This window comes from Aeromonas sp. MaB10011B (assembly GCF_017939325.1).
Taxonomy (GTDB): domain Bacteria; phylum Pseudomonadota; class Gammaproteobacteria; order Enterobacterales; family Aeromonadaceae; genus Aeromonas; species Aeromonas caviae.
Genome location: NZ_JAGKRK010000072.1, coordinates 229,923 through 249,615, shown reverse-complemented (window position 1 = coordinate 249,615; position 19,693 = coordinate 229,923). Strand labels below are relative to the sequence as shown.

The 19,693-nt window shown below is 63.9% G+C and carries 17 protein-coding genes; 10 read left to right on the top strand and 7 right to left on the bottom strand.

What is annotated here, in order from left to right:
- Nucleotides 1–18 precede the first annotated feature (18 nt).
- The 3 genes from argE (at nucleotide 19) to J9893_RS15545 (ending at nucleotide 5,849) form a co-directional block, all read left to right on the top strand.
- Nucleotides 19–1,164 (top strand): acetylornithine deacetylase, encoded by a 1,146-nt coding sequence (gene argE, locus J9893_RS15555; RefSeq protein WP_039040568.1) that lies wholly within the window; start codon nucleotides 19–21, stop codon nucleotides 1,162–1,164.
- Nucleotides 1,165–1,377: 213 nt separating this feature from the next.
- On the top strand, nucleotides 1,378–4,011 hold the full coding sequence (gene ppc / locus J9893_RS15550) for a phosphoenolpyruvate carboxylase (RefSeq protein ID WP_210538595.1): 2,634 nt from the start codon (nucleotides 1,378–1,380) through the stop codon (nucleotides 4,009–4,011).
- A 281-nt stretch (nucleotides 4,012–4,292) separates the two neighbouring features.
- Nucleotides 4,293–5,849, top strand: a complete 1,557-nt coding sequence (locus tag J9893_RS15545) for an EAL domain-containing protein (protein ID WP_210599763.1) — start codon at nucleotides 4,293–4,295, stop codon at nucleotides 5,847–5,849.
- A 105-nt stretch (nucleotides 5,850–5,954) separates the two neighbouring features.
- Here the strand turns inward: J9893_RS15545 and J9893_RS15540 are convergent, their stop codons facing one another.
- Nucleotides 5,955–7,436 carry a sensor domain-containing diguanylate cyclase gene (locus tag J9893_RS15540; protein WP_210599764.1) on the bottom strand — a complete coding sequence of 494 codons (1,482 nt, stop codon included), beginning with the start codon at nucleotides 7,434–7,436 and terminating at the stop codon, nucleotides 5,955–5,957.
- Between the two features lie 178 nt (nucleotides 7,437–7,614).
- Here J9893_RS15540 and ybaK point away from each other — a divergent pair, with 178 nt between their 5' ends.
- Nucleotides 7,615–8,085, top strand: a complete 471-nt coding sequence (gene ybaK / locus J9893_RS15535; RefSeq protein WP_041211703.1) for a Cys-tRNA(Pro) deacylase — start codon at nucleotides 7,615–7,617, stop codon at nucleotides 8,083–8,085.
- Between the two features lie 84 nt (nucleotides 8,086–8,169).
- Here the strand turns inward: ybaK and J9893_RS15530 are convergent, their stop codons facing one another.
- Genes J9893_RS15530 through J9893_RS15520 form a run of 3 tightly spaced genes read right to left on the bottom strand, consistent with a single transcriptional unit; the run spans nucleotide 8,170 to nucleotide 9,850 of the window.
- Nucleotides 8,170–8,937, bottom strand: a complete 768-nt coding sequence (locus J9893_RS15530; protein WP_232098036.1) for a GNAT family protein — start codon at nucleotides 8,935–8,937, stop codon at nucleotides 8,170–8,172.
- Nucleotides 8,927–9,364 (bottom strand): rhodanese-like domain-containing protein, encoded by a 438-nt coding sequence (locus J9893_RS15525; protein ID WP_069651919.1) that lies wholly within the window; start codon nucleotides 9,362–9,364, stop codon nucleotides 8,927–8,929. Before J9893_RS15525 ends, J9893_RS15530 begins: the two co-directional genes overlap by 11 nt.
- Nucleotides 9,365–9,382: 18 nt before the next feature.
- On the bottom strand, nucleotides 9,383–9,850 hold the full coding sequence (locus J9893_RS15520) for an OsmC family protein (protein WP_210599765.1): 468 nt from the start codon (nucleotides 9,848–9,850) through the stop codon (nucleotides 9,383–9,385).
- A 252-nt stretch (nucleotides 9,851–10,102) separates the two neighbouring features.
- On the opposite strand from J9893_RS15520, the gene J9893_RS15515 reads away from it, so the two are divergent.
- The 3 genes from J9893_RS15515 to J9893_RS15505 all read left to right on the top strand — a co-directional run bounded on the left by J9893_RS15515 (nucleotide 10,103) and on the right by J9893_RS15505 (nucleotide 13,331).
- Nucleotides 10,103–11,530, top strand: coding sequence for a PLP-dependent aminotransferase family protein (locus J9893_RS15515; RefSeq protein WP_210599766.1), 1,428 nt, complete (start codon nucleotides 10,103–10,105; stop codon nucleotides 11,528–11,530).
- 153 nt (nucleotides 11,531–11,683) lie between these two features.
- Complete coding sequence (locus J9893_RS15510; RefSeq protein ID WP_210599783.1) at nucleotides 11,684–12,517, top strand: hypothetical protein; 834 nt, start codon at nucleotides 11,684–11,686, stop codon at nucleotides 12,515–12,517.
- A 37-nt stretch (nucleotides 12,518–12,554) separates the two neighbouring features.
- Entirely contained in the window at nucleotides 12,555–13,331 is a 777-nt protein-coding gene (locus tag J9893_RS15505; RefSeq protein ID WP_246875607.1) for a transporter substrate-binding domain-containing protein, read from the top strand.
- 15 nt (nucleotides 13,332–13,346) lie between these two features.
- On the opposite strand, the gene J9893_RS15500 is transcribed toward J9893_RS15505, so the two are convergent.
- Complete coding sequence (locus J9893_RS15500) at nucleotides 13,347–14,222, bottom strand: LysR family transcriptional regulator (protein ID WP_039040573.1); 876 nt, start codon at nucleotides 14,220–14,222, stop codon at nucleotides 13,347–13,349.
- A gap of 128 nt (nucleotides 14,223–14,350) precedes the next feature.
- On the opposite strand from J9893_RS15500, the gene J9893_RS15495 reads away from it, so the two are divergent.
- Nucleotides 14,351–14,752: a CidA/LrgA family protein gene (locus tag J9893_RS15495; protein ID WP_039040574.1), complete on the top strand. Its 402-nt coding sequence runs from the start codon at nucleotides 14,351–14,353 to the stop codon at nucleotides 14,750–14,752.
- Nucleotides 14,745–15,434: an LrgB family protein gene (locus tag J9893_RS15490; RefSeq protein ID WP_010675703.1), complete on the top strand. Its 690-nt coding sequence runs from the start codon at nucleotides 14,745–14,747 to the stop codon at nucleotides 15,432–15,434. Before J9893_RS15495 ends, J9893_RS15490 begins: the two co-directional genes overlap by 8 nt.
- A gap of 67 nt (nucleotides 15,435–15,501) precedes the next feature.
- Here J9893_RS15490 and J9893_RS15485 read toward each other — a convergent pair whose 3' ends face one another.
- Together J9893_RS15485 and metB are read right to left on the bottom strand one after the other, a co-directional pair.
- Nucleotides 15,502–17,955, bottom strand: a complete 2,454-nt coding sequence (locus J9893_RS15485) for a bifunctional aspartate kinase/homoserine dehydrogenase II (RefSeq protein ID WP_210599767.1) — start codon at nucleotides 17,953–17,955, stop codon at nucleotides 15,502–15,504.
- Entirely contained in the window at nucleotides 17,955–19,133 is a 1,179-nt protein-coding gene (gene metB / locus J9893_RS15480) for a cystathionine gamma-synthase (protein ID WP_010675705.1), read from the bottom strand. Before metB ends, J9893_RS15485 begins: the two co-directional genes overlap by 1 nt.
- Before the next feature lie 223 nt (nucleotides 19,134–19,356).
- Here metB and metJ point away from each other — a divergent pair, with 223 nt between their 5' ends.
- A complete protein-coding gene (gene metJ / locus J9893_RS15475; RefSeq protein ID WP_005327165.1) occupies nucleotides 19,357–19,680 on the top strand; it encodes a met regulon transcriptional regulator MetJ in 324 nt (107 codons plus the stop codon).
- The last annotated feature ends 13 nt before the right edge of the window (nucleotides 19,681–19,693 follow it).

Sequence of the window (19,693 nt, the reverse complement as noted above, 5' to 3'; positions counted from 1 at the left end):
GGACGCAAGGAGGAGCTGATGGCCAAACTGGATTTTTTTTCACTTTATAAGAATATTATTGCAATTCCCTCTATCAGCAGCACGGATACTCGCTGGGATCAGAGCAACGAGGCGGTGATCCGGCTGCTGGCCGACTGGTTCGGCCAGCTTGGATTCCAGTGCGAGGTGACGGCCCTGCCGGATCTGCCGGGCAAGTTCAACCTGGTGGCGACCTATGGTCAGGGAGAAGGGGGGCTGCTGCTGGCGGGCCACACGGATACGGTTCCCTTCGATGAAGGAGCCTGGACCAAAGACCCCTTCAAGGTGACCGAAGAGGGCAACCGCCTGTACGGGCTCGGCACCATCGACATGAAGGGCTTCTTCGCCTTTATCGTGGAAGCGCTCAAGGAAGTCGACCTCAAGACCCTGAGCAAGCCGCTGCGCATCCTGGCCACCGCCGATGAAGAGACCACCATGGCCGGGGCCCGCGCCATCGCCGCCGCAGCCGAACTCAAACCCGATTACGCGGTGATCGGCGAACCCACCGGGCTGGTGCCCGTGGTGGCCCACAAGGGCCACATGTCGGAAGCCATTCGCATCACAGGCCGAAGCGGCCACAGTTCGGATCCCGCCAACGGCGTCAATGCCATGGAGATCATGCACAAGGCCATGGGTCAGGTGCTCAGGCTCCAGCAGGATCTGAAGGAAAAGTACGCGGATCACCGCTTCGCCGTGCCCCAGCCCACCCTGAACCTCGGCTACATCCAGGGGGGCGACAGCCCGAACCGCATCTGCGGCTGCTGCGAGCTGCACATCGACATGCGTCCCACCCCGCAGGTGGGTCCCGACGAGCTGATGGGCATGCTGAAAGAGGCGCTTTCCCCCATCGAGATCCACCAGCCGGGCTGCCTGCACCTGCAGCACCTGCACGAACCCATTCCGGCCTATGCCTGCCAGGATGACTCCGAGCTGGTGCGGGAGGCGGAAAAGGCGAGCGGCCGGGCCGCCGAGTCCGTGAACTATTGCACCGAAGCCCCCTTTATCCAGCAACTGGGTTGCGAGACCATAGTGATGGGCCCAGGCCATATCACCCAGGCCCACCAGCCCGATGAATACCTGGATCTGTCGTTCGTCAAACCGACCACGGCGGTGCTGCAGCACCTGATCCGGCGCTTCTGCGTCTAGCCAAATAGGGATGTAAGTAAGTTACATGACAGGCGCCTTGGGACAGGTGAGGGAAATACATGTTCTGAATCGGCTTGTTATTTGACCTTGCGCAGACAATCTGGGTAGATTGTCCCCCTAAGATGACGGAGCATATGTTGTAATCGCACAACAATAAGTGAGGTCGCCTCCCGCCTGGAAGGTCAGGAGGCACCAACAAAATAAGGATGTGGAATGAACGAAAAGTACGCCGCACTACGGGCCAACGTAGGCATGTTGGGCCAACTGCTAGGTAAATCCATCAAGGATCATCAGGGGCAGGCCTTCCTCGACAAGATTGAGACCATTCGCCAACTTGCCAAGTCTTCCCGCAAGGGGAACGAGGCAGACAGAGAGCGCCTGCTCGACACCCTGCGTACCCTCTCCGATGACGAACTGCTGCCCGTGGCCCGTGCCTTCAGCCAGTTCCTCAACCTGGCGAACGTGGCGGAGCAGTTCCACACCATCTCCCGTCGCTGCGAAGAGCAGGTCTGCACCCCGGACCCGCTGGAGCAGATGTTCGACAAGCTGAAAGCCTCCAACCTGTCCCAGGAGGCCATCATCCAGGCCGTGCGCGAGCTGGACATCGATCTGGTGCTGACCGCTCACCCCACCGAGGTGACCCGTCGTACCCTGATCCACAAGCACGTGCAGCTCAACGACTGCCTCGAGGCGCTGGAACTCTCCGATCTGCTGCCCCGCGAGCGGGACAAGATCCAGAGTCGCATCGAGCAACTGGTCAACCAGGCCTGGCACACCAACGAGATCCGCGAACAGCGCCCGACCCCGGTGGACGAAGCCAAGTGGGGCTTCGCCGTGGTGGAAAACAGCCTGTGGCCGGCCATCCCCGAATTCATGCGCAATCTGGACGAGCGCCTGCAACACCATCTGGGTGTGCGGCTGCCGCTGGACGCCGCGCCGGTCAAGTTCACCTCCTGGATGGGCGGTGACCGCGACGGCAACCCCTTCGTCACCGCCAAGGTGACCGCCGAAGTGCTGGAGCTGGGCCGCTGGATGGCGGTGAGCCTGTTCTACAAGGACATCAAGGAGCTCACCTCCGAGCTCTCCATGGCCGATTGCACCGACGCCGTGCGTGCCCGGGTCGGCGACAATCCCGAGCCCTATCGCGCCCTGGTACGCGAGCTGCGCGAGCAACTGCGCGAGACCCAGGAGTACCTGACCGCCAAGGTACAGGGCCAGGCGAGCGAGAGCCGGGATCTGGTCAAGAGCACCGCCCAGCTGCGCGAGCCCCTGGAGCTCTGCTACCACTCCCTGCACGCCTGCGGCATGGGCAACATCGCCGACGGCATGCTGCTGGACGTGCTGCGCAAGCTGGCCTGCTTCGGCATCCACCTGGTCAAGCTGGACATCCGTCAGGATGGCGAGCGTCACGGCCAGGTCTTCTCCGAGCTGACCCGTTATCTGGGGCTGGGTGACTACGCCGAGTGGAGCGAGGACGACAAACAGGCCTTCCTGCTCAACGAACTCAACTCCCGCCGCCCGCTGATCCCCAATGACTGGGAGCCGAGTGCCGAGACCCGCGAGACCATCGACACCTGCAAGGTCATCGCCCAGCACGACCCCGATGCGTTCGGCATCTACATCATCTCCATGGCCGGTGCGCCGTCCGACGTGCTGGCGGTGCAACTGCTGCTCAAAGAAGCCGGTTGCAAGTTCCGCATGCCGGTGGCGCCGCTGTTCGAAACCCAGGAAGACCTGATGGCGGGCACCGCCGTGATGGAGCGCCTGCTGTCGGTGGACTGGTATCGCGGCTACATCCAGGGTCGCCAGTACGTGATGATCGGCTACTCCGACTCCGCCAAGGACGCGGGCATGATGGCCGCGGGCTGGGCCCAGTATGCCGCCATGGAATCCCTGGTGGCGCTGGCCGAGGCCAACAACATCCGCCTCACCCTGTTCCATGGCCGTGGCGGTACCGTCGGCCGTGGCGGCGCCCCCGCCCACCAGGCGATCCTCTCCCAGCCGCCGGGATCCCTGCGCGGCGGCCTGCGCGTCACCGAGCAAGGGGAGATGATCCGCTTCAAGTTCGGCCTGCCCAAGGTGGCCTTCCAGAGCCTCAACCTCTACACCAGCGCCGTGCTGGAGGGGAACCTGCTGCCGCCGCCCAAGCCGAAGGAGAGCTGGCGCGCCGTGATGGAGCAGCTGGCCACCGTCTCCTGCGAACACTACCGCGGCATAGTGCGCGGTCACCCGGACTTCGTGCCCTACTTCCGCGCCGCCACCCCGGAGATGGAACTGGGCAAGCTGCCGCTGGGCTCCCGCCCCGCCAAGCGCAAGCCCAACGGCGGCGTCGAGAGCCTGCGCGCCATCCCGTGGATCTTCGCCTGGACCCAGAACCGGCTGATGCTGCCGGCCTGGCTCGGCGCCCACAAGGGCCTGCAGCAGGCCATCGATGACGGCCAGAAGGCCGTGCTGGACGAGATGAGCCGCCAGTGGCCCTTCTTCCGCACCCGTCTGGAGATGCTGGAGATGGTGTTCCTCAAGGCCGACCTCTGGCTCGCCGAGTACTACGACACCCGTCTGGTACCGGAAGAGCTGTGGGGCCTGGGCAAGCAACTGCGTCAGGAGCTTTCCGACTCCATCGAAGTGGTGCTGAAACTGCGCCCGCAGGGCGACCTGCTGGACGATCAGCCCTGGATCAAGGAGTCCATCAAGCTGCGCAACCCCTACACGGATCCGCTGAACGTGCTGCAGGCCGAGCTGCTCAACCGCTCCCGCAACCATCCTGAGACCCTGCATCCCGAGCTGGATCAGGCGCTGATGGTCACCATCGCCGGCATCGCGGCAGGCATGCGCAACACGGGTTGACAGGCGGGCTATCCAGCCTCCTTCCAGCCAAAGGGCGCCCACAAGGCGCCCTTTTTATGTCTGTCGTGGTGTGCCCTTTCCCGTCAGGAGAGAGACCAGGGTGCAATACCGCCCCACCCTCCCCCCGAGGTTGTGACCGCCAAGGCTGAAATAGCACTCAATTGACAACCAAAATAATATCGCCTCGTCACAGGGATATTTAGCCTCGTATTAAGCCTTGTCAGCCTTGTTCGGGCTGGGATACTCTCGTTGCCTGACAGTGTCAATAATGAGAGCTTTGCATGTTAAAGTCTGTTGCTGGCAATCAACGCATTTATTTAGGCTGTTTCATCTCATTGCTCTTATTTTTGCTTGTCGGCCATTTTTCCACCCTGGCACTTCAGAAAAACAAGCAGCTGGCTTTCTCAAAAAACCTGTTAATAAAATCGGATGAGGTCACCTTACAGCTTGCGACCTCATTACGTGCAGTCAACCAGGCCGCCCTCATCGAATGCAACAAACCCACCATAGATAAAATCAGGATCATCGCCTCCTATTACCCTTATGTCGATGACATAGGCATCGCCGAGGGTGACAAGCTGCTCTGTACCGCCAACTGGGGGATCCTGGAGAAACAATCGCAGCTTCCCCGCCATGACTTCATCACGGCCTCCGGATTCGAGGTCTATCTCAAGCCGCGCGATCTCTTCCCCTCCCAGCTCATCCGAAATATGACCCGCCTCGGCAACGTCGTGGCGTTTTCTTCTCGGCTGAGAGCGGAGCAGATATACAAGGACACCGCGGATTTCTCGTATGAGCTCGTCACCAAGAATGGGGAACACAAGTTCATCTCATTGGCGGGCTCCCCCGCCGCGAGCAACCACTTTTCGACCCTGTCGACCCGGCTGTGCAGCGACGCCTTCGATTACTGCATCGTGACCTACAATGACAACGCAGGCATCCTCGCCTATCACCCGCTGCTGATCGCGCTGTATTGCGTCATCGCATTGTGTTTCGGCGGCCTCATCGCCTTCTCGGTCACGAGCTATCAAGAAGAGAAGCGCTCCCTCGAGTTTCGTCTGATACGCGCGATAAAAAGGGAGGAGCTCTACCTCGAATATCAGCCCGTGGTGCATGCCGTACAGCATCACATCGTCGGTGTGGAGGCGCTGCTGCGCTGGAAGGATGAGCTCTATGGCCAGGTCTCCCCCGAGCTGTTCATTCCCATCGCCACCAAGCTCGCGCTGTATCAGAATATCTCCTTCTTTATTGCTCATCGCGCCCTGCATGATTTGCAGCACCTGCTCAAGCAAGACAGTAACCTGATGGTGTCATTGAATATCAGCAACTATGAAATCAACAAACCGGAATATCTCGACTACCTGCATAAACAAGTCATCCTGCACGATATAAAGCCTCATCAGATCAAGCTTGAAATAACGGAGAGGATCAACGAGTACCACCAGAAAATATCGGAGTTCGCCGTTGCCGCCCGCAAAAAAGGGTTCAAGGTGTCATTGGACGACTTTGGTACCGGGGCATCCAATATTGTCTGGCTGACATCCATCGATTTCGACGAAATAAAATTGGACAAGATATTTATTCATGGCCTGCATGAAGAGCTGAAGAGGGATCTCTTCATCTCCATGCTCAACGGCATTGCCAAGCTGAACAAGCAGCTCGTCTTCGAGGGGGTGGAGAGCCCGCACGAACTGAGATTGATCGAGTCGTTCGACAAGCACGCCTTCATCCAGGGCTGGCTGTTCTACAAGGCCCTGCCGGCCGCGAGGCTGACCCACATCATCGCAGAGAAAAGGGCGCTCTCCTCACCGGCCCCCCCTTACCGCCGCATCGAGTAGCGCTCACTAAGGGGCTTCAATGGATCTTCGCTCGAGGTCATCGCGCTAGCCGTCCTCAAACCAAGGGCGCCTTGATGGCGCCCTTCTGTTTCCTGTTCCTGCATCCTAGGCAACCCGGTTGCGCCCCCGGCGCTTGGCCTCGTAGAGGCGCTGATCCACACACTGCAGCCAGTCGTCCATGCGGCGATAGCCCATCTGATAGGCGGTGAGCCCCACGCTGATGGTGACGGTGATCGCCTGCTGCTGGTAGACGAAATGGTGGCCCTCCACCAGCTGGCGGGTGCGCTCCATGATGACGTGGGCCTCCTCCAGGGCCACCCCCCGTAGCAGCATGATGAACTCCTCCCCGCCAAAGCGTGCCACCAGATCCTTGCTGCGCACCGCCTGCATCAGCAGGCTGGCCAGCGCCTCCAGCACCGCATCCCCGGCGAGGTGGCCATGCTCGTCGTTGATCTGCTTGAAGAAGTCGATGTCTATCAGCGCCAGGCAGCAGGCCTCTCCCCCGGCCGGATGGCGCTGGATGTGCTCCAGCACCACGTTGGCCTGGCTGAAGAAGCTGCTGCGGTTCGGCAGCTTGGTGAGAAAGTCGTGCTCGGCATTGAAACGCAGCACCCGCTCCATGCGGCTGCGCTCATCCTCCAGGTTGCGGGCATGGATCAGGGTGCCCAGTGCCGTGGTCAGCGGCTCGAGCAGGGTCACCAACGCCTCATCGAAGCCACCTGGGCGGTTGGCCAGGGCTATCATGCCGATGGCCTCCCCCTTGTGGCGGATGGGGATGCCGAGGAAGCTGTCCAGATGCGGATGCCCACGAGGGGAGACACCGCGGCTCGCCGGGTGGCTCGGCAGATCGTTGCAGCACACCAGGACGTTGTGGGTAACCACGTGGCCGAACAGGTTGTCGAGCTTGCTGAAGGTGAGCCCTCCCCGATTCTGGCGCTGCTGCTCGTACCAGGCATGGGTCTGCTCGTCCCAGGAGACGTTGGAGATGGAGGGGACATAGAGGCTGGGGCTCCCCTCCTCGTACTGGAGGATGCCGATGAAGCCATAGGAGCTCTGGCTGACACTCAGCAGCCGCTCGAAGACAGTGTCGCAGGCGGAGCCGAGATTGCGATCGAGCAGAAAGCTCTGGTGGGCGGCCACGACGATGTCGAACAGCCGGCTCTGCAGCTCGACCCGCTGCTTGGCCAGTACCCCGGAAGTGATGTCGTGAGCCAGCTTGATCACCCCGAGCAGGGACCCCTCCTCGTCGGTGATGGGCATGTAGGTGGCATGGATCCAGAGGGTGCTGCCGTCTCGCGTGATCCGGCGAAATTCCCCCGAGTGGATTTCGCCGTTCAGCACCCTCTGCCAGAAGAACGCGTGCCCGACGTGCAGATCCGCCGGCAGCAACATCAGGTGGGATTGACCGATCAACGCCTCGGCCTCGTACCCGAGCATGTCGCAGAACAGGGGATTGACCGACACGATGCGCGCATCGAGATCGAACTCGACCATGCCGTAGGCCCGCTCCAGAGCCATCTGCCGGGCCAGGGACTCATAACGATCGAACGCCTCGACGTCGCGAGCGCGAATTGCTGGGGTATTCATGGCTACGATTCCTTTCGTTCGCCGACGCCCCCCGCGAGAATGCGGGAACAAGAGTTCAGAGCATAGGATCCGGAACTCGGTTACGCGAACACGAGTCCCATTTGATGCAGCCAGGTACTTGCCACATCAGGCGCCCGGGCGCAGACTGTCTGGCCTTGCCCTGGCTCGAGGAGACCCCATGACACCCGCCATCAACCTGCTGAAGAAGCTGAAGATCCCCCACAAGCTCTACCCCTACGAGTGCGAGGCCCACGACGATTTCGGCAAGCATGCCGCGACCCAGCTCGGCCTGCCCGAGGAGCGCGTGTTCAAGACCCTGCTCGCCCATCACGACAAGCAGGCAGTGGTCGCCATAGTCCCGTCATCGGGCATGTGCAGCCTCAAGCAACTCGCCAAGGCGACCGGGCTCAAGAAGGTGGAGATGATGAAGCCGCTCGACGCCGAGAAGCTGACCGGCTACAAGGTGGGTGGCATCAGCCCCCTGGCCCAGAAGAAGCAGTTGCCCACCGTGCTGGACGACTCCGCCATGGCCTTCGACGAGATCCTGGTCAGCGGCGGCAAGCGCGGCCTCTCGGTCGGGGTGGCGCCGGCAGACATGGTGCGCCTGATGAACTGGATTGCCGCCCCCATCGGCGATCACCACGACTGAAAAGGACGAAGGGGCTCCGACATCGGAGCCCCTTCGCGGGTGACCAGAACACGGCGGGCGATCGGGTCCGCCTCACCCCTTCCCTCATGCCTCTGCCGAACGGCAGGCGGCGGTCAGCTCGGAGAGGCGCAGCCGCTGGCGCCCTGCCGCATCGAAGTTGCCGTCCTCCAGCCAGCGCTCGAAGCACCCTTTCAGGGCGGGCCACTCGCTGTCGATGACGGAGAACCAGGCCGTATCCCGGTTGTGTCCCTTGTCCACCCGCGCCTGACGGAAGGTCCCCTCATAGTGAAAGCCGAGGCGCAGGGCCGCCTGGCGCGAAGGCAGGTTCAGGGCATTGCACTTCCACTCGTAGCGCCGGTATCCCAGAGCAAAGGCATTGGCCATCATCAACACCATGGCCGCCGTCGCCAGCCGTGACTGCTGCATGGCGGGGGAGAAGTGCAGCCAGCCCACCTCGATGCTGCCCGCCAGGGGATCGATGCGCAGGTAGCTCGCCAGTCCCAGCGCCCGTCCGCTCCCCTCGTCGATGATGCCGTAGAACTGGGGATCCCGCTTGGTGGCAACCTCCCGCAGCCAGACCCCCATGGCGGTCTCGTCCGCGAAAGGGCCGCTGGTCAGGTAAGTCCACATGGCCCCGCTGTCGGCACTGAATGCCTGCCACAGATCCCCCAGGTGGCGCTCGGGATCAAGGGGCTCGAGACGACAGCCCCAGCCATGCAGTGCGCGGTGGGGAGGGAACTCGGCGCCGCGCCATTCTGGCAGCGCACGCCCCAGAGGCTGCCCAAAGTCGTTGAAAAGGGCGGCGCCGGACAGGGAGGCGTCGCCCCCCTCATTGCAACGTTCAACAGGCACAGGCAATTCCCCCTTCCAGCAGCACTCCGGGCTCGCTGCCCGTGGCGACGGCGAAACCGTCCTGACGCCACCAGTGCAGACCCCCTATCAACTCCTTGACCTCAAACCCGAGGGACGCCAGCTTGTAGGCCCCCTGGGTCGAACCGTTGCAGCCGATGCCGTCGCAATAGCAGACATACACCAGGTTCCGGTCCAGTACCGCCGTGGTCGACGCCGTCATGGTCCTGTGGGGGAAGGAGATGGCGCCGGGAATGTGCCCCTCGGCATAGTGTGCGGGGGAGCGGGTATCGATGACCACGATCCCCGCCACCCCGGCCAGCAGATCGGCGGCCAGATCCGCCGGATCGGTACGAAACTTCAGTTGGGCCTCGAAAAAGGCGCTGGCTTCGGCGGCCCCTGCCACCCCTGTGCTCAATACATGACTCATCCTGAACGCTCCTGATGACTAGATGACGATCTCTGTGGTGACGAAGGTGTTGACCGAGTTGGCGATGAAGCACTCCTCATGGGCCTGGTGGTGCAACTGCTCCAGATCGGCCAGAGCGGGCTCCTGCTCTCCCCCGAAGATCACCCTGGGACGCAGGGTGACCCGGGTCATGGCGAGGCGACCTTGCCCGTTTTTCGCCATGATGCCGACCGCTTCGTCCCGGTAGCTCTCTACCCGATAGCCCGCCTTCGCCGCCAACCAGAGGAAGGTGAGCATGTGGCAACTGGACAGGGCCGCCACAAATGCCTCTTCCGGGTCCACATGTTCCGCCACCGAGTAAGGCAGCGGCACCACATGGGGAGAGGAGGAGGCCGGCACCCTGACCCCGCCATCAAACGCCCACTCATGGGCCCGGCTGTAACGCTGATCGACGAAGGGCTCATGCTCCCCCCGCTGCCAACTGATGGTGGCACTGTATTCCGACATGCAGACTCCTTGTGTTGCCAATCCGTGCCGCCTGCTGGCGCCACCCTGTGACCACCAATGTAGCGACAAAATGGCCTTGCCACGCCGACCAATTTTGCCAATATGGGCAGACCAATTTCATCGAGCCGCCACCATGACCATCCACCCCACCCGCTCTGCCCGTCGGTCGCCAGCCCCACAGCCGCGCCATGCCCTGCGGGCAGGATCCCTGCCTCGAAAGGGGCGCAACCCCCGAGCCAACGGGAGCACACCATGACCGTTCTGCCAACGCTCTTCGCCAGCCAGCAGCAAGGGGATCTGCCCCTGCACGAACAACTGGTGCGAACCCTGCGCGAGGCCATCCTGGCGGGCCACCTGCCCCTGCACAGCCGCCTGCCCGCCAGCCGTCTCCTGGCCCGGGATCTCGGGATCTCCCGCAGCACGGTGGAACTGGCCTATGGCCGGCTTGAGGCGGAGGGGTATCTGGTGCGCAAGGTGGGCGCCGGCACCTTTGTCGCCCTGGCGGCGGTGCGCCCCGCGCCGCGCCCGCCCCAGTCAGCGGCTGGCCTCTCCCGTCGCGGCCAGGAGATGGCCCTGGGTGGCGCCTGTCACGACGTGCCCGAGGTGGGCACCACCTTTGCTTCCAGCCAGCCGGATCCCCGTCTCTTCCCCCAGGCACTCTGGGGTCGGTTGATGCAGCAACAGTGGCGCCAGCGCGCCAGCGACTGGATGAACTACGGGGATCCCCAGGGGCTTGGGGAACTTCGCGCCGCCATCAGCAGCTATCTGGTGCAATCACGTGGCGTGGTGTGCGAGCCGGATCAGATCCTGATCCTCACCAGCTCCCAGCAGGGGATCCTGCTGGCGACCCAGTTGCTCATCGATGCCGGTGACACCGTCTGGGTGGAAGACCCCGGTTATCCCGGGGCTCGCACCGCCATGGAGAGCGCCGGTGCCCGGGTGCATCCGGTGCCGGTGGATGAAGAGGGGCTCAACCCTCATGGGGGTCATCCTGCACCGCGCCTCATCTACTGCACCCCGGCACACCAGTATCCCCTTGGCGTCCCCATGAGCCTGCCCCGCCGCATGGCGCTGCTGGCCGAGGCAGAGCGTCACGGCGCCTGGATCCTGGAGGACGATTACGACGGGGAGTACCAGTATGATCAGCGTCCCCTGCCCGCCCTGCAGGGGCTCGACGGCCAGGGGCGGGTGATCTATGTGGGCACCTTCAGCAAGGTGCTGTTCGGCTCGCTGCGCCTCGCCTACCTGGTGCTGCCCAGGCCGCTGATGGACTCCTTCTGCCGCGCCCGGGCCGCCGTCGACGGCCACAGCAACCAGTTGCAGCAAGCGGTCACGGCAGACTTCATCCGGGGCGGGCACTTCGCCACCCACCTGCGCCAGAGCCGCCTCCTCTACCAGAGCAGACGGGATCTGCTGCTGGCGGAACTGGCCGAGCACTGCCCGGGGCTCACCCCCATCCACAGCGGTGCCGGCCTGCAGTGCGCCGTGCTGCTGCCCCCCGGTGGAGAGGTGCGCTGGACCGATGCCGCCAACGCCTGCGGGCTGGGGCTGCGCCATCTGGGCCAGTTCTACCTGGGCCCGCCGACGCTGGAAGGGTGGCTGCTCGGCTTTGGCTGCCTCGACAACCAGACGCTGCGCCAGCTATGTCGTCGCCTGGGTCTCTTGATGAAATCCGCATGACCCCCTTCTCAAGAGGTCAGATCTGCCAGAGCCTGATAGCGCTGTGTCGACGGGAATGGCCCGTCTATACTGGGCACAATCCCGTTGCCGAACCCGGTCAAGATGCATCGAATCCTGCTCCTTTTGCTCGCCCTCTCCCTCCCGTCCCTCACGATGGCGGCCACCCGCTTCACCCTGATCACAGGGGAACCCCAACAGGATGTCCGCATGAATTATTACCGGGCGGCGATGAGGCTGGCGCTGGAGAAAACACGGCCCGATTACGGCGACTATGAACTGCTCGATGCCATCAGGATGAACAAGGCGAGGATGCGGCTCGAAGTGCAAACGCCGGGCAAGAATGCCCTCTTCATCGTCGACAGCTGGCCCCAGGAGATCCCTCAACCCGGCGTCAGCCTGGTCCCCTTCCCCATCGATCTGGGCGTGCTCGGCTACCGGGTCTGTTTTGTCGGCAGCGCCCGTGCCCAGGCCCTGGCCGGGGTTCACACCCTGTCCCAGTTGCAGCAGTTCACGCAAGGGGTGGGCACCGGCTGGCGGGATGCCGACATCCTGCGCTACAACGGCTTCAGGGTGCAGGAGGTGGATAACTATGAGTCACTGTTTCGCCTGGTGGCCCGTGGCCGGATCGATCTCTTCTGCCGTGGTGCCAACGAGATATTGAGCGAGTGGAAAAACCACAGACCCGGCCTGCCGGGGCTGACCGTGGATAGCCATGTCGCCCTCTTCTATCCGCTCATCCACTCCCTCTACAGCCACGCCACCTACAGCAAGGAGCGCGAGCGCCTTTTGCGCGGCCTGCAACTGGCATGGAAAGATGGCTCCCTGCAGCGCCTCTGGCGCCATCATTTCCAGCCTTCCCTGGTCTTTGCCCGGCTCGATTCACGCCAGATCTTCCGGCTGACCAACCCGCAGTTGCCCGACGAGAGCACCGACTACCGCTCCTATCTCTATGACCCGATGAGGGATGACTTTGGCATCGCTCCCTGACTGGCTCGCCGGTTCTCCCCTGTCAGGCAGGCTCCCCTTGCGCACTCTCTGCCTGGCGCTGCTGCTCTGGTTGCTGCCGACCTGCGTCATGGCCGCCCCCGGCAGCATTCGTGCCTGCATGGAGAACAGTGATTCGCCTCCCTGGTTGCTGATGTCCGGCGAGGGGATAGTGCAGTTCCACCTCAAGGAGGTGGCAAACCGGATCGGGCACCCCATCATTCTCACCCCCCTTCCCTGGAAACGCTGCCTCTCCCTCGTCAGCCAGGGCCAGCTCGATGCGGCCGTCAAGCTGAGCTACAGCGAAGAGCGTGCTCGCACCATAGGGGTCTATCCCATGCGACACGGGGCACCTGATCCCGCCAAGCGCCTGCTCACCGAGAGCTACAGCCTCTACCAGCCAAAAGGCGGACAGGTTCGCTGGGATGGCCGGCAGCTCGTCGCCCGGGGCGTCATTGCGGCGCAGTCCGGTTTCTCCATCGTCGCCCAGCTGCAGGAGAGCGGTGTCAGGGTGGATGACTCCAGCAGGGAACCACTGATCCTGCTCAAGAAGGTCGCGATACAGCGCGCCGTTGCCGCCGCCCTGCAAACCGGGGTCGCAGAACGGACCCTGGCCGCCCACCCGCAGTTGCAGGCCACACTCGAGCGGATCACCCCTCCCCTGGTCGAAAAACCCTACTACCTCATCTTCTCCCACCCCTTCCATCAGGCCCACCCCGATCTCAGCCAACAGGTGTGGGACGAGATTGAGGAGGTGCGACACTCCGCAGCCTATGCCCGCTTCGTCACAGGCATGGCGTCACCGGGGACCCCCTAACCCCAGGCCCGCTCCTCAGCCCTGCTCGCGGCACAGGGCAAGCCAGGCCTCGGCGGTGCGGGAGAGGTAGCGATCCCCTGGCCAGATCACCCCGAGTCGCCAGCTCAGCGCCGGGGCCAGAGGGCGCAACACCAGCCCATCCGGCGTCAGCCGCCGGCAGATGGGCTCCGGCAGGAAGGCGACCCCCATGCCGCTTCGCACCATGGCGGTGAGAAAGTCCCACTGGCTGCTGCGGGCCGCCACCTGGGGCACGAACCCGGCTTGCTCGCAGGCCTGCTCCAGCCGCTCGCTCAGGGTGAAGGCCTGGGTATAGAGCAGGAAGGGTTCGTCCCGCAGAGCCTCCAGCCGGATCTCGCCCCCCTCGCGCCAGCGGGGCAGGTCCGGTAGCACCACCCGGATGGGGTAACTGTCCAGATCCAGGGCGCAGAGGGCCCCCTCTTCCCTGGTCGGCAGCATGGTGATGGCGAGATCCAGCTCCCCCGCCAGCACCGCCTGCTCGATGCGCCGCCCGCCATATTCGACGATGGAGAGCTCCACACCGGGGTAGCGGCTGCGATAGGTACGGATGAGATCCGCATAGACATGACCCACCATGGGCGGGATGCCGAGGGCAAGACGCCCGGATTGCAGGCTCTGCAGATCCGCCAGCTCCGCCTCCAGCTGCTGCATCTCCGCCAGGATGGTCTGGGCCCGATTGAACAGCACCTGGCCGCTGTCGGTCAGGGTGAAGCGGCGGCCGACCCGGCTCAGCAGAGGCTGGCCTAGCTCCTCTTCCATGTTGCGGATCATTTTGCTGATGGTGGGCTGGGTGACGAACAGCTTTTCGGAGGCGCGGGTGAAGCTCTGCTCCCGCACCAGCTCGACGAAGTAACGCAGGGCTCGAATATCCATGGTGCTCTCTTGACGGGGATGGCTGGCTAAATCATGCCTCTTTGGCATGATTTTGATAATTTAAATTCATTTTTTGCAGGTTTGGTCCCTCTCTATACTGTGAGCAGGTTCACAGAAAGACGCTTGCCATGAAAACCCTCTGCCTTCGCTGGTTGCAAACCCCCTTCCAAATCGCCCTGCTGGCGGCCATCTGGTTGCTGGCCGACATCGCAGTGCGCACCTTGCACCTGCCCCTGCCCGCCAACCTCACCGGCATGTTGCTGCTGCTGGTCTGCATCCTGCTCGGGGTGGTCAAGGCCCAGTGGTTCAGTGCCGGGGCCCGCTGGCTGCTGGCGGAGATGCTGCTCTTCTTCGTCCCTGCCGTAGTGGCCGTGGTCAACTATCAGGAGCTGCTGCTGCAGGAGGGGTGGCGCATCATGGTGGTCCTGATCGTCAGCACCGTGCTGGTGCTCGGCACCACGGCGCTGGTGGTGGACAGGGTCTATCGCCTCGAGCTGAAGCTGGCCCGCCGGAGTCGCCGCCATGTCTGACACCCTGCTCGGCCTGCTCTGCTTCGCCCTGACCCTGCTCTTCTACTACGCCAGCAAGTGGCTCTATGGCAAAAAGCGCATCCTGCCCCTGATGCCGCTGCTGCTGGCCCCCACCCTGCTGGTGGCCGTGGTGATGTTGTTCCACATTCCCTACCGGGACTACATGGCCGAATCCCACTGGCTGCTCTGGCTGCTGGGCCCTGCCACCGTCGCCTTCGCGGTGCCCGTCTACGAGAATCGCCAGCTGATGCGCCGCCACTGGCTCTCCCTCTCGGTCGGGGTCGTGGCGTCCGTGGTGATGGCGGTGGGCAGCACAGTGCTGCTGGCCCGCTGGCTCAACCTCTCCGAGCTGTTGCAACGCAGCATGGCCATGCGATCCATCACCACCCCCTTCGCGGTGGAGGCGACCCGTTCCGTGGGTGGCAACGCCGATCTCACCGCCCTGTTCGTGGTGCTGACCGGCGTCATCGGCATGGCGGTGGGAGAAAGCGTGCTCACCGTGCTCGCCATCCGCAGCCGCCTTGGCAAGGGCGCGGGCTTTGGTGCCTCGGCTCACGGGGCCGGGACAGCCAGGGCCTATCAGATGGGCAACGAGGAGGGGGTGGTCTCCAGCATGGTAATGATGATCGCCGGCATGGCCACTGTGCTGCTCGCCCCCCTCCTGGGCCGGCTGTTCTGGTGACTCCGCCACCCGATAACAGAAGAGGCGCCCTGGGGCGCCTCTTCTCATTGCATCGTGTCACGCAGCCTCAGAGGCTGGCGCAGATCTGCCAGAGATCGTACTGGATGGCGGCGGCCGTCACTTCCCGGCCCGCTCCCGGCCCCTGGATCACCAGGGGGTTGGTGCGATAGCTGTCGCTCTCGATGGCGAACACGTTGTCGCAGGGCAAGAGGTTGGCAAACGGGTGATGGGGCTCCAGCGCCTCCAGCCCGACGCGGGCCTTGCCGTCGTGCTCGAAGCGGGCGACATAACGCAGCACCTTGCCGACCCGGCGCGCCCCCTCGAAGGCGGTCTGGATAGGGTCATCCAGCTCCTTGAGCCTGTCCATGAACTCATCGGCGGTCACCTTGCGCAGCGTGACAGGCACCAGATTCTCCAGCTCGATGTCGGCGGAGTCGAGCTCGAAGCCCGCCTCCCGCGCCAGGATGAGCAGCTTGCGGCGCACATCCTGACCGGAGAGATCCTCCCGGGGATCCGGCTCGGTCAGGCCGTGTTGCCACGCCTCGTCCACCAGTTCGGAGAAGGGGCGAGTGCCGTCATACTGCTGGAACAGCCAGGAGAGGGTGCCGGAGAAGATGCCGGAGACCCCCTGGATGCGGTCGCCGCTCTGGCGCAGCATCTGGATGCTGGACTGGATGGGCAGCCCGGCCCCCACGGTGGCGTTGTAGCGCCACTGCACCTGATGGTCGCGGCAGGTCTGCTTGATGCGCTGGTAAAACTCGCTGTCGGCGGCACCGGCAAACTTGTTGGCGGCGATGATGTGGATGCCGAGCTGGGCAAAGTCCGGGTAGTAGCGGCTCACCGTCTCGCTGGCGGTCATGTCGAGCGCGATCAGGGAGTCAAAACTGTGCTGCTCCAGCTGGGAGAGCAGCTCCGGCCAGATGAGCGGCTTGGGATGGAAGTTGTCCTGTACCTTGAGGGGATCCAGCCCCTCTTCGTCCAGCAGCCCGCCCTTGGAGTCGAAGACCCCATAGAGGGTGAGCGCCAGATTGAGCTCATGCTCGAGGCGCGCCTGCTCGCGGGCGTAGAGCCCCAGCCAGTGACCGCCGATATTGCCTTTGCCGAACACCACCAGCCCGACCCGGGTCGGGCGGCTGAACAGGGCACTGTGCAGAGCGATGAGCAGCGGCTCCAGCACGATCTGGCGCAGCACGGCCACCAGGCTCAGGCCGTCTTTGGCCACCTGCACGAACTCGAGAGGCTGATCCGCCAGCAGCTGGTAGAAGCGGTGGCACTGCTCGGCGTTGTCGGTGACGCCGGCCCCCACCAGGGCGACCAGGCTGAACCCCTCCTTCTGGATGAGGCCGGTAAAGTTGCCCTGCAACTGGAAGTCACGGAGCACCTCGAAGGCCCCTTGTGCCACCTCCAGGGTGTAGGCCAGACGCAGCACCCGCCGATCCGGCTGGCGCTGCAGGGTGAGCGGATGGAGGCGATGGCGGGCCAGATGGGCCTCGATGGCCGCCACTGTCTGCTCAAAGTCAGTCTGCGGCAGCACCTTGAGCTCGATGAGGGCTATCTGATCCACCGAGGAGACGATGCGGGCACCGCCGGAGCGGGGCGCACGGCGCAGGATGTGGGTGCAGCCTTCGTCCGGATTGTAGCTGCAGCGCAGGGTGAGGCGCTGACGGCTGTCGGCCACCGGCTGCAGGGTACGCGAATGCAGCACCGAGGAGCCCAGGCGCGCCAGCTCGTTGGCCTCGGCCAGGCTCAGGCGCTCCAGCAGACGAGCCTCTTTCACCCGGCGCGGGTCGGCACTGTAGACCCCGGCCACGTCGCTCCAGATGGTGGTCGACTCCCCGTCCGCCAGCGCCGCCAGGAGGCTGGCACTGTAGTCGGAGCCGTTGCGCCCCAGCAGCAGGGAACGCCCCTCCATGTCGGCGGCGATGAAGCCGGTCACCACAATGCGACCGGCGTGCTCGGCCAGGCGGGCCTTGAGCAGCTCGCTGGAGAGGGCGGTATCCACCTTGATGAGGGCGCCGTCTTCTGCGCGCAGGAAACTGCGAGCATCGAGCCAGGTGGCCGCCTCACCCCGGCTGGTGAGCAGGGCAGCCAGCAGGCGGGCGGACCACACCTCGCCAAAGGCGAGCAGGCCGTTGCGCTCGAAGCGGTCAAACTGCCCCTCCAGGGTCTTGGCGATCAGCTGCATGTCGTCCGTCAGTTGCTTGCTCAGATCGAGGTGAAGCTCCCCTTCCAGCAGGCCGTCGATCAGGCTCTGCTGATAGGCGTGCAGGGCGGTGATGGCTTCGCCTGCGGCCTCATCCCCCGCTTCCGCCAGCTCCACCAGCTGGATCAGCCGGTTGGTGGTCTTGCCCGCCGCGGAGACCACCACCAGCTCGTTGCCCCCCACCTGTTGCTCGACAATGCTGGCGACCCGGCGATAACAGACCGGATCCGCCAGGCTGCTGCCGCCGAACTTGTGTACATGGCGCCGCTTGAAGACTGCCTCTGTTGCCACCACACACTCTCCTTGTTGTTGTTCCATTACTTCACCTGCTCTGCCTGTTGTGCCAACTGCGCCTGTTCAAACCCCTGGGCCAGATCGGCCACCAGATCCTCACCGTGTTCGATCCCCACCGACAGGCGCAGCAACTGGGCACTGATACCCGCCGCCTGCTGGGCCGCAGGGGTCATGGCCCTGTGGGTCATGCTGGCCGGATGGGCCACCAGACTCTCCACCCCGCCGAGGGACTCCGCCACCGAGAAGAGGCGCAGCCCCGCGAGGAAGGCACGCAGCCCCGTCTCGTTGCAATCGAGCTCAAAACTTAGCATGGCGCCAAAGCCGGACTGTTGACGGCGCGCAATGTCGTGGCCCGGATGGCTCGGCAGGCTGGGGTGATAGATACGCTTGACCAGCGGCTGCTGCTGCAAGAAGGCGAGGATGCGATCCGTGTTCTCCTGATGGGTGCGCAGGCGCGGGGCCAGGGTGCGCAGGCCCCGCAGGGTGAGGTAGGAGTCAAAGGCACCGGAGGTGAGCCCCAGGCAGTTGGCCCACCACACCAGGGAGTCGGCCAGAGCCTGATCCTTGGCGATCGCCACCCCCCCGACCACGTCGGAGTGGCCGTTGATGTACTTGGTGGTGGAGTGGACCACCACGTCGGCACCAAGGGCCAGGGGCTGTTGCAGCAAGGGGGAGAGGAAGGTGTTGTCCACCACCACCTGGGCCCCCACCCCGTGGGAGGCCTCGGCGATGGCGGCGATATCCACCACCCGCAGCAGCGGGTTGGAGGGGGTCTCCACCCACACCAGTGCGGGTTTCTGGGCCAGCGCGGCGGCCAGCGCCACCTCGTCCCCCTGATCCACGAACTGCACCTGGTAGTGGCCCTTGGCCGCCAGATACTCGAACAGACGCCAGGTACCGCCGTAGCAGTCGTGGGGGGCGATCAGCAGATCCCCCGCCTTGAGCAGAGCCGTGGTCACCAGGTGAACGGCCCCCATGCCGGTGCCGGTCACCACGGCGCCGGCCCCCCCTTCCAGGGCCGCCAGGGCGTCCGCCAGATTGGTGCGGGTCGGGTTGCCGGAGCGGGCATAGTCGTATTGACGGGGCTCGCCAAAGTCGGCAAAGGTGTAGTTGCTGGAGAGGTAGATGGGGGGCACCACTGCACCGTGCTGCGTGTCTGTCTCAATCCCGGTGCGTACCGCCAGGGTGGCCTTGTGGGTCATGTCACTCTCCTTGATGGGTTGCCGGAGCCGGTCCGCCTCGTGGGTCGTCCAGCCCCGCTCTCATTTTCGCTGGCCGGACTGCCGGCCCATGGTGCACCACACTACGCCACCTTAAAAAAGCCGTCAACACTTCTAGACGTCTAAATGGCTTTGCTGTTGGATTGCCATTGAATTCCTTAAGGGTTAAAATCCGCGCTCACGGCCAAACGACTACAGGTGGAACATGGGTACAGAGTGGAACGGCGACTACGTCAGCCCCTATGCAGAGCACGGCAAGAAGAGCGAACAGGTCAAGAAGATAACCGTCTCGATCCCGCTCAAGGTGCTGAAGGTGTTGACCGATGAGCGCACCCGTCGCCAGGTGAACAACCTGCGTCATGCGACCAACAGCGAGCTGCTCTGCGAAGCCTTCCTGCACGCCTTCACCGGCCAGCCGCTGCCCTGTGACGACGACCTGCGCAAGGATCACCCGGACAGCGTCCCCGCCGAGGCCCGCGCCATCATGGAAGCCCTTGGCAAAGAGATCGAAGACTTCGACGCCGAGTAATGCGGCTGCCCAT

Coding starts and splice junctions, on each gene's coding strand:
- J9893_RS15495 (WP_039040574.1), top strand. CDS start 14,351: ATGAAAACCCTCTGCCTTCGCTGGTTGCAAACCCCCTTCCAAATCGCC.
- metB (WP_010675705.1), bottom strand. CDS start 19,133: ATGACCCACAAGGCCACCCTGGCGGTACGCACCGGGATTGAGACAGAC.
- J9893_RS15545 (WP_210599763.1), top strand. CDS start 4,293: ATGTTAAAGTCTGTTGCTGGCAATCAACGCATTTATTTAGGCTGTTTC.
- J9893_RS15490 (WP_010675703.1), top strand. CDS start 14,745: ATGTCTGACACCCTGCTCGGCCTGCTCTGCTTCGCCCTGACCCTGCTC.
- J9893_RS15520 (WP_210599765.1), bottom strand. CDS start 9,850: ATGTCGGAATACAGTGCCACCATCAGTTGGCAGCGGGGGGAGCATGAG.
- J9893_RS15540 (WP_210599764.1), bottom strand. CDS start 7,436: ATGAATACCCCAGCAATTCGCGCTCGCGACGTCGAGGCGTTCGATCGT.
- J9893_RS15525 (WP_069651919.1), bottom strand. CDS start 9,364: ATGAGTCATGTATTGAGCACAGGGGTGGCAGGGGCCGCCGAAGCCAGC.
- J9893_RS15515 (WP_210599766.1), top strand. CDS start 10,103: ATGACCGTTCTGCCAACGCTCTTCGCCAGCCAGCAGCAAGGGGATCTG.
- ppc (WP_210538595.1), top strand. CDS start 1,378: ATGAACGAAAAGTACGCCGCACTACGGGCCAACGTAGGCATGTTGGGC.
- J9893_RS15500 (WP_039040573.1), bottom strand. CDS start 14,222: ATGGATATTCGAGCCCTGCGTTACTTCGTCGAGCTGGTGCGGGAGCAG.
- J9893_RS15485 (WP_210599767.1), bottom strand. CDS start 17,955: ATGGAACAACAACAAGGAGAGTGTGTGGTGGCAACAGAGGCAGTCTTC.
- ybaK (WP_041211703.1), top strand. CDS start 7,615: ATGACACCCGCCATCAACCTGCTGAAGAAGCTGAAGATCCCCCACAAG.
- argE (WP_039040568.1), top strand. CDS start 19: ATGGCCAAACTGGATTTTTTTTCACTTTATAAGAATATTATTGCAATT.
- metJ (WP_005327165.1), top strand. CDS start 19,357: ATGGGTACAGAGTGGAACGGCGACTACGTCAGCCCCTATGCAGAGCAC.
- J9893_RS15510 (WP_210599783.1), top strand. CDS start 11,684: ATGGCGGCCACCCGCTTCACCCTGATCACAGGGGAACCCCAACAGGAT.